The following is an 11851-nucleotide window of genomic DNA, read 5'->3' on the forward strand; positions in this document are numbered from 1 at the left end:
CGCGAACTGTGATCAAATTGATATTCTGCTTACGCCGTAAAGAAGGCATGAGCGTTGCTGAATTTCAGTGCTACTGGTCCCAAACGCACGCGCCGTTGGTTGCGCGGCATAAGGACGTTTTGGGCATTCGACGCTATGTCCAATCCCACAGCCGTGAAAGCGCGCTAAGCGTGATGATTGGCGCATCGCGTCAAGGCGATGCCAAGGAACCCGCAGCTCCCTATGATGGTGTCGCAGAGCTTTGGTATGACAGCATCGAAGCGATGACAGCCAATGCAGACAATCCCGACGTGAAAGCCGCGGGTAAGGCGCTTTTGGATGATGAGGCGAAATTTATCGATTTGGCCAATTCCCCGATCTTTCTGTCCGAGGAAATCGAAGTTATCTGACCGTCGCCGACGTTGTTCTAAAGCCCCCGCCAAATCCGCGCCCGCGTCCCGTCTCGCGCGCCGTACCGGCGGTCATCGCAGCGGGCCGGGCGGAAACGGCGTCCGTAACACAGGCGGATTTCCTCCAGCCAGCCATCACGGTTTAACTTCACGCCGATTTGCGACGGGCTCCACCCGCCGTTGGCGTCGGCGAAGGCTTGGCGGATGCGGCCTGCGGTGAGGCCATCTTCGCGGCTGATCCGGTCATAATCGGGAATGCGCAAGCTGTCCCACAGGATGCGTGTGACGGCGAAATAGGTTTCGGGGCGGCGCGTCATGCAACTGCCGTGTTTTGCCCATTGGCGCGCGATCAGGCGGGCGGATGGCATCATGCACATGTTTTGTCGCACCTCGCGCGGGGTGAGGGCATTGTCCGACCCGCACCATTGCGGCCATGTCCGGCTACCCTGAGGCCACAGACCATGCACCACTAGGCCAAAGCGGCCATTGTCACCGGAACATTGCGCGGCGTGCGAGCGATTGTCTTGGCGGGTGCGGCAAAAGGCGGGCGACCAGCTTAGCGCCATGGTGTAGCCGGTGATCGGCACGACGCGAGGGCGTTGATCGGGCGAAACGCGCGGGACGCTGCTAATTTGCGGCGCGCGGCATTGGTACGCTTGGGCGTTGGCGGTCGTGGGGGTGAGTGCCGAGGCAAGCGCTGCGGCTGCCATGAGGCTAAGCAAATGTTTCAGGATTTGCCTCCTCTTGCCGAAGCCAACGTGATGCGCTGTCTGAAAACACAAGAACAAGTGCCGCCAAGATGAGCGAGGGCTCCATCAGGTGGAAAAACACACCATCAGCGAACCAAACGGAAGTGAGCAATGTGAAGAGGGCCCCGGGAATTTTCAGAAGCCCGAAGAATAGCAAAACCCAGCACGCAATCCTTGACGCAAAACCGACGATCCAGACCATAGGAATCAGCGAGATGGTAAATTCTGTGAAAACCGCAATGATTGTTGATTCGCCATTCCAGTCAACCCAAGGGATCGCGTGCACAAGCTGGTCTTCTGTAAGCTCTAGATCTGTGATTGCGCCAAATAAATTGATTAGTGCAATCAACACAGCACAAGCAGCAAACGCCCATATTGTCCAAGGCCGCGCACCCCTTGCGAGCTTCATACCGGCTTAAAATCCAACCCAACATCCGCCGCGGGCGCGCTTTGCGTGAGTCTGCCGACCGAGCAATAGTCCACTCCGCTCGCAGCCTTTGCGGCGATGGTGTCCAAGTTGATGCCTCCGCTGGCTTCAGTTGCGGTGCGGCCAGCGACCATGGCGACTGCTTCGCGCAGGACATCGGGTGACATATTGTCGAGCAGCAAGTGATGCGCACCTGCGGCAATCGCGGGTTCAATTTGATCCAATCTGTCGACTTCGCAAATGATCGGCTTGACGCCCGCATCTCTTGCCCGGCGCACCGCCTCTCCCACAGACCCTGCCACCGCGACATGGTTGTCTTTGATCATCGCAGCATCCCACAATCCCATACGGTGGTTCTGCGCGCCGCCTTGGCGCGTGGCGTATTTCTCCAGCACGCGCAGGCCCGGTAATGTCTTGCGCGTGTCGAGCAATGTGCAGGTCGCCGAACCTTTGCGCATGGCATCAACATATTCGCGCGCCATGGTTGCGATGCCCGATAGATGCTGCACGATGTTCAATGCGCTGCGTTCCGCTGTCAAAAGCGCGCGCGCATTGCCGGTCAGGCGCATCACGTCGGTGCCTGCGGCCACTCTGTCGCCGTCTTTGACCAGGCTTTCGATGGTGCAATCGGGATCAAGGTGCCGAAAAAACGCCTCCGCCAACGGAAGCCCGGCAACGACAACCGGATCGCGGCTGTCCATGACCCCAGCAAATTGCGCATCGGCGGGGATCACGCTTTCGGAGGTAACATCCTTACCGCCGCCATCCATTCCCACGCCGAGGTCCTCGGCAAGGGTGGATCGGATGAAGGTGTCGAGGTCAAAGCCGGGCAAAGAGAAGGTCATGGACCCTCAATAAACGGACCCGCACGGTCCGCAAGGGTGACCACCTTTTGTCGGCATAGGACGTCCGGTCAGAACGAAAGCGCGCATGCGCCCTTGCAAGGTCAATCAGTGCACAAAGCGCGCCACTACATCGCGGTAGCTGCGCGAAACCTTCACCTCAGCGCCCGAATCCAAGACCAAGAAGCATTCACCATTGGTGTGCGGTTTCACCTGACGCACTTGGTCTAGGTTCACGATGGTGGAGCGGTGGACGCGTTGGAATTTGCGCGGATCAAGCCGTCGTTCCAAATCCTTCATCGTTTCGCGTAGGATCAACGAATTGTCGCCGGTAAAGATGCACATGTAATCGCCGGCGGCATCGATGTGTTCGATTGAATCCACTTCAACCCGAAAGATTTGGCCGCGATCTTTCACATTGATCAATTTTTCAAAGCGATCCGCGCTTTCGCCAGTATCCGCGCCAAAATCGGCGGCGCGATCGGGGGCGACTTCGGCAAGAACATCCAACAATTGTTCCGCATCTTCGGATGATTTTTTTTCAGCCAGACGTTGGCGCACACGTTCAATCGTGTCGGCCAATTTGTCTTCATCAACCGGCTTCATCAGGTAATTGACCGCGTTCGCTTCGAAAGCGCGGATCGCGTGTTCTTCATAGGCGGTCACAAAGACGAACAAGGGCGGTTCAATCTCCATCACTCCTTTGACGACGGAGAAACCGTCAAAACCGGGCATTTGAATGTCGAGAAAGACGAGATCGGGTTTCTCTGTCTTGATTTTGCGAATGGCCTCGCGCCCGTTTGAACATGTGTCGATCACTTCGACATCTTCGTGCGGCTGGAGCCGCAATTGCAGGCCTTGTATCGCGAGTTTTTCGTCATCGACGAGGATGGTGCGGATGGTCATCATGAATTTCCAATGGCGCGTTGGGGGTTGATGTTAATCACTGGGCCGCCTGCCGCGCCATCGGGGGAAGGCGCATGGGTGGTTGGCGGATGCGTGATTGCGGGGGATTGCGTTGCGTTCGCTTCTGCGGATTGGGAAAACCGTTCATACGGAATTTCAATAAGCACGGCGAAGCCGCCGCCGGGCCGTGATTGTGTTTCAAACAGGTGGTTGTCGCCGTATCCTTGCATCAAACGATTGCGGATATTGCCAAGGCCGACACCGGTTGATGTCGCGCTGGGCGTGGCTTTGGCTGCGCCGGTTGCGGTGTATTCCAACATGCTCAATTGCACCGGCCCATCAACACCGGGGCCGGTGTCTTCGACCGTCATGCGCAATCGCCCGCCGACCAATCGGGCGGTGACCGAAATGCTCGCGCCTTCTTCTTGCGGACTAACCGCATATTTGACCGCGTTTTCGATCAATGGCTGCAACAACATCGATGGCAGCCGCGCGTCCAACGCCGCGTCATCAATGTCGAAATGCGTGCGCAACCGCTCTTCAAATCGCATGCGTTCAATGTCGAGATACAGTTGAAGGGTTTCGACCTCTTGGGCCAAAGTAACCTGAGATCCGGGTTCGGTGATCAATGTGTGGCGCAAGAATCCCGACAAACGGGTCAACATCGCATTGGCCGGCTCTGTCTGTTTAAGCAGGACCAGTGTGCTGATGGAATTCAAAGTGTTGAATAGGAAATGCGGGTTCAATTGATACCGCAACATGGCCAATTGCGCCGACGTTGCCTGCGCCTCCAACCGTTCCAATCGGTCGGCTTGTTCTTCGACCGTTAGGAAGAAGTTGATCGCGTAATACAGCGCGCTCCACCCGCCCAAAAGCGTGAGGGGGATGTAGGTGATGCCAACAAACCTTTGGGCAAATGTCGTGTCCCGGCTGCCGGCGTAATACAGATCTTGAACCCACGCATCGATGGATGCGTAGACGACGACGCCGGCAAATAAGACCAGAGCCGTGCCGCCCCATGTCACAATCGGCTTGCGATCGATCAATTGGCGATAAATGACGGAGAGAACGAGACTGATCGAAAAACCGGTGATGGTCGTCACCAGGTTCAAAACGAGTTGATTGTACGGCAGGCCGTTGGCCAAGGTGTTCAACGCACGCAGCAGAAATGCGCCGCCCCAACCCGCCAGTTGGAGGTTCCAAAAGGCCCGGTTCTTGCTCTCAAAAAACGGCGCAGGTTGGATGCGGATCATCGACATGCTGATCCTATGTAGCGCAATTTTAACGCCCGTGCAGGGGCAAACGGGCGGATCAGGATAAAGTGGGCGTATGCGATGAACCGTTGAACGCACGTTGGGCGCAAATCGCCGGCATCACATGCCTTGGCGCGGGTCCACTTCGCGGCGGAAATGAAGGGACCAATCGGCGGCTCCATCGCTTTGCATCAATGCGCGCACCAAGGGGATTTCGGCTGCGATATGTTCGACGCGCTCGTCCCACCCTTCGTGAGAGCGATTCCGCAACAAACCGCCATCATGGCGCGGGCCCCAAGTTTCCATAAATTGTTGCGCCGCGGACGGATCGTACCCCGCATTGGCGAGCAGCCATGGCATCAACCGATCGGCCTCGCGCTCTGTGCGTCGGACATTGCGTTGGCTGCGGCGGTTGCGGTCCAACCAATCGCTGTGATTCAACAAATTGTGCGCCAATTCGTGCGCGACTGCGGCGGCAAAGACATCCTCGTCATAGGCGAAGCCGGGAAAATTGATCCCGAAAAACACCCGGTCGCGGCCCCCGCGCGCGGTGTTGCTGTTGCTTACCAAGACAAAGCGCGTGGCGCACACTTCGACCGGGTCCAAATCCACGGATTCGCCGTCGGCAAAAGCGATGGATATGGTGCCATCTTCGACAAGCGTCGCGTCAATATGGTCATGGGCACGGGTAAGGCGTTCTGGATCGAGTCGTTCCTCCGCCTCCCACCCATTGGGATCAATGGACCCGAGGCGAACGATCTCGCGATTGGTCGCGAACCGTTCAGACAGCGCAGCCGGCGATCCGCGCGCCGCGGTTTGAACGGCAAAATCCCGCTCCATACCCAATGCCGCACGCCCAACTATGGGTCCGCCATAGCTGGCCAAATCCTGCAATTGCAGGCCGACCGATGGGATGACGCGATCGCAGAAACCGGCATTGCCGCGCAACAACGTCCATCCAACATCCTGCATTTTTTGATCGTAGGCTTGGAAACGTTCAATCGCGGCGCGTTCTTGGGCCAGATCAACCCGATCCCAATCCACATCCGCCGTTGCTGATGTGGACAACGCGCATAGGGCCAACGTCGCCCCCGCCCCAAATACCCGCCATGGCCGCATTATGATGGGGCGTTGTCGAGCGCTTCTTTCAACCGGTCATAGCCGACGGCCCCTGCCAAAGGGGTGTCGACCGCAATGAAAGCCGGCGTGCCGCTAAAGCCCAAGGATTGGGCGAATGTCAGATTGCGCACCAACTCCACCGAAACCGCTTCGGATGCGGCGTCGGCGCGGGCTTGTTCCATATCTAGGCCGATGGCGCGCGCGGCCGTTTCGACCGTCGCGGGAGATGTTGGGCCCAATTCGAAAATCTTTTCATGAAATTCGCGATACTTGCCCTGCAATCCGGCGGCCAAAGCCATCCGTGCGGCCCCTTCGCTGCCTTCAAAAATGGGCCATTCGCGCATCACGACTTTAAGATCTGGGTCTTCGTCAACAAGCTGTTGCACATCCGCCAGACTCGCTTGGCAATAGGGGCAATTGTAGTCGGTGAATTCGACTAGAACTTTTGACCCTTCGGGATTGCCGATCACTGCGCCGGGAAATGGCGTGTAGAGATCATCGCCCAAGGACGAGAGGCGCTCTTGAGATTCCTGCCGAGCCAACGCTTCGGCGACCTCTTTCAAGATTTCGGGTTTTTCCAACAGAAACGCGCGCGTCCGGTTGTCGGCAAGGCCAGAATACGACCATGTCGCCGCGCCCAAAAAGCCAAATACGAGCGCAAGCAGCGCAGTAAGCAGAGTGTTTCGCAATGCCGGTTCCATTGAGGAGAGTTCCATTGATTGAATGTGAGCGGTCTTTAGCGGCTGTCGCGGATACGTTCCAGTTCGGCGCGCGCCTGTAGCCCAATATCTTGTGCGCGGATCCAATCGGGCGATCCATAAGGTAGCCCGGCTTCGGCGGCTTGCGCGCTGCGGATGGCTTCGGGGTAATTCCGGCTCATCACTTGTTGTTCGGCGCTGGCCAATCGCGCGCGGGGGATGTCGCCGCGCGCGGCATAGACCACGCCCAATTGGTACCACGCAAACGGGTTAAAGCGATCTTTGGCCACGGCCGCGCGCAACACGCGTTCTGCTTCGGCGTAATTCGCCTCATCCTCTGTCGCGATAAGGGCATGACCAAAAATTCCCGCGATCAACGGTTGATTCAATGTGATATCCGTTGCCCGGCGCAACGGCGCCAGAGCGTCGTGCGGGCGGCCCGATTCTAATAGAATTTGTCCTTTTAATTCAAGGTAATAGGGGTTATTCGGATTCATCGAGAGCAGCGCATCCGCCTCGGCCAGTGCGTTCTCAATCTGGGCGTCTTTGTGATAGGCATAGGCGCGGGCATAGCGCGCCGGAACGCTGGTATCGGCCAGCGGATATTGTTGCAGCGTTCGCTCCGAAGGGGCCAAATATCCATACAATTTGGCGCGCACCGCGAGGAAACGTGCCTGTAGATCGGCATCATCCGGCGCATCCCACGCAGGATCTTCGGCGTAGAGTGTGCGCAAGGTTTGCAAGCGATCCCCGGCCAATGGGTGCGTGCGTCCATAGGCGGCTTCGTCTGATTGGCTGAACCCGCGACGAATTTCCAAATTCCGCAGTCTTTCAAAGAAAGCGAGGCTGCCCCGGCCCGAAATGCCTGCACCCGACAAATACCGCGCGCCGGCAAGGTCGGTCGCGGCTTCTTGGTTGCGATTGAACGCTAGGAAATTGCCCGCAGCGGCTTGTTGTCCGGCCATGATCGCACCGAATGCGGCATCGCCTGCACCGGCCAAAGCGGCCCCAACACCCAACAACAGCGAAAGGATCGTGATCCCTTGGGCACCGCGCGTGCGTTCGTTAAAACGGACGACGTGACCAGCGGTTATGTGACCCAATTCGTGCGCGATAACGCCTTGGACTTCATTGGCCGTCTCCGCCGCATTTATTAGACCGGCGTGAACATAGACGACCTGGCCCCCGGCGACGAATGCGTTGATCGACGGATCATTGATGAGAACAATCTCAACATTGCCCGGCTCCAACTCAGACGCTTCGATAAGAGGGCGCGCCATATCGCGCAGCAATTCTTCGGTCTCTGCATCGCGCAAAACGGATTGCGCCGCCACCGGTTGAACCGCGAAGGCAACCGCCGCCAGCAGCGCAAGAGTGTAGGCACAAAGAGTGTGAAGAGCGCGCATCAGAAACGGACGCTAACGCGTTTCGCCCTGAACGGGAACTGAAGTTTCCGCTTCGACCGCACCCGCCGATGGAACGGTCCGCGCAAATTCCGCCATCACATCCGCAATATCACGCCGCGAACGCCAGGGCGCCGCGATCGAAATCAGGGGGTCGTTGTGTTCCATTTCTGCATAAAAATGCGCGACCACACTGCCCCTTTGATCATCGTTGAATTCCGTTTCATCCCAATCGATATTCTCGGCCGCATCGGCGCGCATCCGGTCGATTGTGTTGGTCAAAACGCGGGTGTTGCGCGGATAGACCAGCGTATCTTTATCACCATGGATCAACAACATAGGCGGCCCATCCAGACGTGCATGGGTGATCGGTTGGGTTGCCGCCGGGTCATCGACATGGCCGAAACTGGCGATGGTTGATTCGCTGTCGAAGGGCACAAAATCATACGGACCCGATAGGCCAATCACACCGGCAATAGCATCGGACGAAAGACCCCTGCGGCCCAACCATTGTTCTTCGAGAGCGGTCGTCACAACATTGTACGCACCCGCCGAATGGCCTGCGATCACAACTCGATCCGGGTCGCCGCCATAGGAGGCGATTTCTTTATGCGTCCATGCAATCGCGCTGGCGGTGTCTTCGAGCATGGCAGGATATTTGCCATCTTCGCCCAAACGATACCCTGATAGGACCACAATGAACCCTTCGGCCACGAAAGTGCGTCCAATAAATCCATAATCGACCGGATCCCCGCTCCGCCATGATCCACCATGTGCGAAAAGCAACACGGGGAGCGGCGCGTCCGCCGGGTCGCGGCGTTCTGGTCCCCAAATCACCAATTTTTGTTGTGGGTGCGCGCCGGTCGAAATCGTTGCTTGCTCTTTCCCGCTCAATTCCGGGGTTTGAGAGGCGCCGGTCACATAATCGACCGCGCTCAAAACGGCGGGGCCGTTGCGCGATATGGCCACCTGCAATGCGATTGCGGCGATGATCACAATCACGGCCAAACCACCCAAAATCCAAAGCAATCTGCGCACTCCCTTGCTCACTTTCGTGTTCACCTTTCTTGGTCTTCCGACGCCGTTGCACCCTTGGTTACACCGCGATCGCCTTCGCTTGCTGTACGGACCAAACGCTCAACCCCGCCTTCGAGATCCAGCCCAGCGTCCTTTAAAAAACCTTCCGCCGTGTGATAATCGCTGCCCATCCAAAAAGGGACCCCGGCTTTGTTGAGGATGTCCTTGGCCTGCAATTGTTCATCGTTCAACGGTTCGCCCGAAACGGATCGGATGAAAACCGCCGCAATCCGGCCGGGAAACGCTGCCGCCGTGGCGCCAAACGCGGCGAGGTCTTTTTGTGTGTCATCGCCGATCAAAGCGAAACGCAGATGTGGGAATGTGGTCAGGATGCGGTGGATCGCCTCAACTTTGTGCGTGCCATGCCCTTCTTTGCCCAGCGTTTGCCGATTGAAACCCCAATCGCGCAACATAACCGGTCCTATTGGCAGGCCGCGGGACCGTTTGAACGTGACCAAGTAGGAAAACAGGTTCCACGGGCTGGAAGAAACATAGAAGACCGGCCGGACCCGCGCTTGAGGGACCAAAGCGTCAATCGCAGAGGCAGGTTCGCGTGACCCCGCCGGATTGCCGCCAATCGCCGCGTAAAATGCGCTTGCCCCGGGTACGACGGTGCGGTCGGCGGGCATTTGGGTCAAAATGCGACGCCAATTGCGGGCAATTGCGCGGATATTGCCGGTGATGCCGGTTTCCAAAATGGTGTCGTCAATATCCGATATCACTCCGAATTGAGTGTGTGTTCCCGGCGATAGGATATGCGCTTCGGCGACGTTTTCGTGATTGCCGTCTGCTTTCCAAAACAACCGCGCCTTTTCCCAGCGGGTTCGTTCGGGTTGCGGGCTGTTGTCATCAATCGCCAGATCAAATCGGACATACCCTTCGGACCCGCTTATGGCGGTTTGTCGCATGATTTGCCCATTGGGCGTTTGATATTCAATTTCTACTGTAAGATCAGCGACTTCGTGCGACATATATTGCCCCACCATCGTCGCAAAATCGCGCCAGAATGACCGTTTCTCAAACACCGGTTCGCGCGAACGCAGCGCGCGCGCATTCAACCACAGCCGATCGGCGTTGCGAAAACCAAAGAACGGTTGAACCCGGATGGGGCCGCGTCGGGATTTTGATCGGGAGAGGGCACCAACAGGCATGGCGGCCGAATTAGCCGCCATTTGTGAGAAACCCAAGACATGGTGAAGAGAAACCAGGTCCGGGCTACAAATTCAGCAAGTCAACCGACGAGTTTTTTGCCAACCCGTTCGATCAACGAAACATCATCATCGATCTCGCCGATAAAGGCGATTTTGCCCGTTCCATCACGGCGCAGCATCAACAATGAAAATTCGGGACCTTCGCCGGAAAGCGCTTCGAGCGTTAGTTCTTCCAATTCGCGCAGTTTCTTCGCCAATTGGGCGCGAACATCGCCCTCTTTCTCGACTTCTTTACCGCTTTCTTCGCGGCGCAGACGGCGTTCGGCGTTCACAACACCTTTCAATCCACCATCGGCATTGCCGAGATAGTCGGCCAAGCTGCCCCGTTCCAGGTCAAGCCGATGGGCGTGGCTGAGAACGGCGGCGTATTCGGTCAAACGCGTCTTGTCGTAATCATGGCCAAAGACCAATTTCACGATGGGTGTCATTGGCGCGCGTTCTTGAACGCTCAAACCGCTGTCTTCGATCAATTCGTTGAATTCTTCCGGCTCATCCTTGGAGGCGAGGGAGAAATCATAGGCGCGGCCAACCGCCGCGTACAAAGCGTGGCGGCTGCGATCTTCCGATGCGCGCGCCGTTTGCGCCAATTCCCGTGCGGATGCGAGGCAATCGTGAAGGCCCGCGTCTGCTGGCAATTCCGGCGCCGCAACGACCACAGGTTCAACCGGTTGAACAACAGGTGCCTCGGGCACAACTGGCGCAACAGGTGTTGTTTCGGCTGCGGGGCCTACTGGCTCAACTTGGTAATCGTCTGGATCGAAAAGTTCTGCATCCAAATCGACCGCTTTTTTGGACGGCGTTTCGATGTAGTCGGCCAAGGAGGCAAAGCTGTAAGAAGAACGATCGTCGTCGTCTTCGATCTCTTCGCCAAATTCGTCCGTTTCCGGATCGTCGAGCGAGTATTGACCGAAATCAGGCATTGGGATGCCGTCTTCGTCAACATTGTCGTCGTCGGCATACACCCCATCGTTCGATGTCACGGCATCCAACGGCGCTCCGTTCAAGGAGGACACGTTGTCGGAAATCGGGTTCTTTTGCTCAACGCCGGTGACTTCGGGTTCATGCGCGGGTGAATCCGCCCATTCAGTCACGGGATCGGCGTGGTGTTTGTGCGGTTGATCTTCGTCTTGATCCGGCTCTTCGGTTTGCCCTTCGAGCGCTTGATCAATTTCGAGCAGCAATTCATCGGCAGTGGCCGCGTCCGCCATCTCTTTCCAATTGATCACGCCGTAAATGAAATCGATCGTTTCATCGTCGCTCGAGAATGGCAGCAAAATACCACGATACAGGATCGATGCGCCGCGCTGGTTCACGAACTCCGCTTCAAATCCGATGGGGGCCTGATTGGCGAGGATTTGCATATAATGGTCGGTGATACGGCTCAAAAGCGAACGCGGTGGCACGTCGGACAATTTGCCGATGGGGCCTTCTGCGCCGCATTCTTCGGCCAGTTTGTCGCCCAGATATTGCACGCCGGGATCTTCGATACCGGCCGAGAAATCGAGCAGGACGCTGTTGGGGCCAAAATCGCTCAACTCTTCGGGTTCAAGCTCTTCGATCGATGGGAATGTCGCATCGCCCAAAAGGCTGGCCCAATGGTTGTAGGCGCGCACTTGCATGCGGCGTTCGTCCTGGCCGATGGCCGCCGGCGGCAATTCGCGCGATGTGCTTTCATCTGTGCGATCGGCTGCGTCATTTGCCGCATCCCAATCCTGACTGTCGTCAGCTGGAACGCCGGTGTCGAATGTACCCCGCAAAGTGTCCATGGCTTGGCCTT

The 11851-nt window shown here is 57.3% G+C and carries 12 protein-coding genes; 1 reads left to right on the top strand and 11 read right to left on the bottom strand.

Translation table 11 applies throughout. The features are described 5' to 3' along the window. Positions 1-8 precede the first annotated feature (8 nt). A complete protein-coding gene (locus tag BQ8290_RS09650; protein WP_108789672.1) occupies positions 9-389 on the top strand; it encodes an EthD family reductase in 381 nt (126 codons plus the stop codon). Positions 390-406: 17 nt separating this feature from the next. On the opposite strand, the gene BQ8290_RS09655 is transcribed toward BQ8290_RS09650, so the two are convergent. The 11 genes from BQ8290_RS09655 to BQ8290_RS09705 form a co-directional block, all read right to left on the bottom strand. Then, positions 407-1099: a ribonuclease T2 family protein gene (locus tag BQ8290_RS09655; protein WP_108789674.1), complete on the bottom strand. Its 693-nt coding sequence runs from the start codon at positions 1097-1099 to the stop codon at positions 407-409. Positions 1100-1103: 4 nt separating this feature from the next. Next, positions 1104-1547 (bottom strand): hypothetical protein, encoded by a 444-nt coding sequence (locus BQ8290_RS09660; RefSeq protein ID WP_108789676.1) that lies wholly within the window; start codon positions 1545-1547, stop codon positions 1104-1106. Then, entirely contained in the window at positions 1544-2410 is an 867-nt protein-coding gene (nadC, locus tag BQ8290_RS09665; protein ID WP_108789678.1) for a carboxylating nicotinate-nucleotide diphosphorylase, read from the bottom strand. The genes BQ8290_RS09660 and nadC overlap by 4 nt, the downstream gene beginning before the upstream one ends. A 105-nt stretch (positions 2411-2515) precedes the next feature. Further along, positions 2516-3313: a response regulator gene (locus BQ8290_RS09670; protein ID WP_108792247.1), complete on the bottom strand. Its 798-nt coding sequence runs from the start codon at positions 3311-3313 to the stop codon at positions 2516-2518. Then, complete coding sequence (locus BQ8290_RS09675; RefSeq protein ID WP_108789680.1) at positions 3313-4572, bottom strand: histidine kinase; 1260 nt, start codon at positions 4570-4572, stop codon at positions 3313-3315. The genes BQ8290_RS09670 and BQ8290_RS09675 overlap by 1 nt, the downstream gene beginning before the upstream one ends. Before the next feature lie 114 nt (positions 4573-4686). Then, positions 4687-5634, bottom strand: a complete 948-nt coding sequence (locus BQ8290_RS09680; protein WP_337661284.1) for a hypothetical protein — start codon at positions 5632-5634, stop codon at positions 4687-4689. 50 nt (positions 5635-5684) lie between these two features. After that, a complete protein-coding gene (locus BQ8290_RS09685) occupies positions 5685-6386 on the bottom strand; it encodes a DsbA family protein (RefSeq protein WP_108789684.1) in 702 nt (233 codons plus the stop codon). A gap of 35 nt (positions 6387-6421) precedes the next feature. Further along, positions 6422-7789 (bottom strand): M48 family metalloprotease, encoded by a 1368-nt coding sequence (locus BQ8290_RS09690; protein WP_108789686.1) that lies wholly within the window; start codon positions 7787-7789, stop codon positions 6422-6424. Between the two features lie 12 nt (positions 7790-7801). Continuing rightward, positions 7802-8815, bottom strand: a complete 1014-nt coding sequence (locus BQ8290_RS09695; RefSeq protein WP_337661285.1) for an alpha/beta hydrolase — start codon at positions 8813-8815, stop codon at positions 7802-7804. 29 nt (positions 8816-8844) lie between these two features. Beyond that, the gene (locus BQ8290_RS09700) at positions 8845-10035 is read right to left on the bottom strand and encodes a phosphatase domain-containing protein (protein ID WP_108789690.1); all 1191 of its coding nucleotides are present in this window, start codon (positions 10033-10035) and stop codon (positions 8845-8847) included. Positions 10036-10094: 59 nt separating this feature from the next. Continuing rightward, positions 10095-11840, bottom strand: a complete 1746-nt coding sequence (locus tag BQ8290_RS09705; protein ID WP_108789692.1) for a hypothetical protein — start codon at positions 11838-11840, stop codon at positions 10095-10097. Between the last annotated feature and the right edge of the window lie 11 nt (positions 11841-11851).

This window comes from Erythrobacter sp. Alg231-14, from assembly GCF_900149685.1.
GTDB lineage: Bacteria > Pseudomonadota > Alphaproteobacteria > Sphingomonadales > Sphingomonadaceae > Erythrobacter.

What these genes read in the sequence shown, in the direction of transcription:
- BQ8290_RS09660 (WP_108789676.1), bottom strand. Translation starts at nt 1,547, where the DNA reads ATGAAGCTCGCAAGGGGTGCGCGGCCTTGGACAATATGGGCGTTTGCT.
- nadC (WP_108789678.1), bottom strand. Translation starts at nt 2,410, where the DNA reads ATGACCTTCTCTTTGCCCGGCTTTGACCTCGACACCTTCATCCGATCC.
- BQ8290_RS09705 (WP_108789692.1), bottom strand. Translation starts at nt 11,840, where the DNA reads ATGGACACTTTGCGGGGTACATTCGACACCGGCGTTCCAGCTGACGAC.
- BQ8290_RS09685 (WP_108789684.1), bottom strand. Translation starts at nt 6,386, where the DNA reads ATGGAACCGGCATTGCGAAACACTCTGCTTACTGCGCTGCTTGCGCTC.
- BQ8290_RS09675 (WP_108789680.1), bottom strand. Translation starts at nt 4,572, where the DNA reads ATGTCGATGATCCGCATCCAACCTGCGCCGTTTTTTGAGAGCAAGAAC.
- BQ8290_RS09690 (WP_108789686.1), bottom strand. Translation starts at nt 7,789, where the DNA reads ATGCGCGCTCTTCACACTCTTTGTGCCTACACTCTTGCGCTGCTGGCG.
- BQ8290_RS09655 (WP_108789674.1), bottom strand. Translation starts at nt 1,099, where the DNA reads ATGGCAGCCGCAGCGCTTGCCTCGGCACTCACCCCCACGACCGCCAAC.
- BQ8290_RS09670 (WP_108792247.1), bottom strand. Translation starts at nt 3,313, where the DNA reads ATGACCATCCGCACCATCCTCGTCGATGACGAAAAACTCGCGATACAA.
- BQ8290_RS09700 (WP_108789690.1), bottom strand. Translation starts at nt 10,035, where the DNA reads ATGGCGGCTAATTCGGCCGCCATGCCTGTTGGTGCCCTCTCCCGATCA.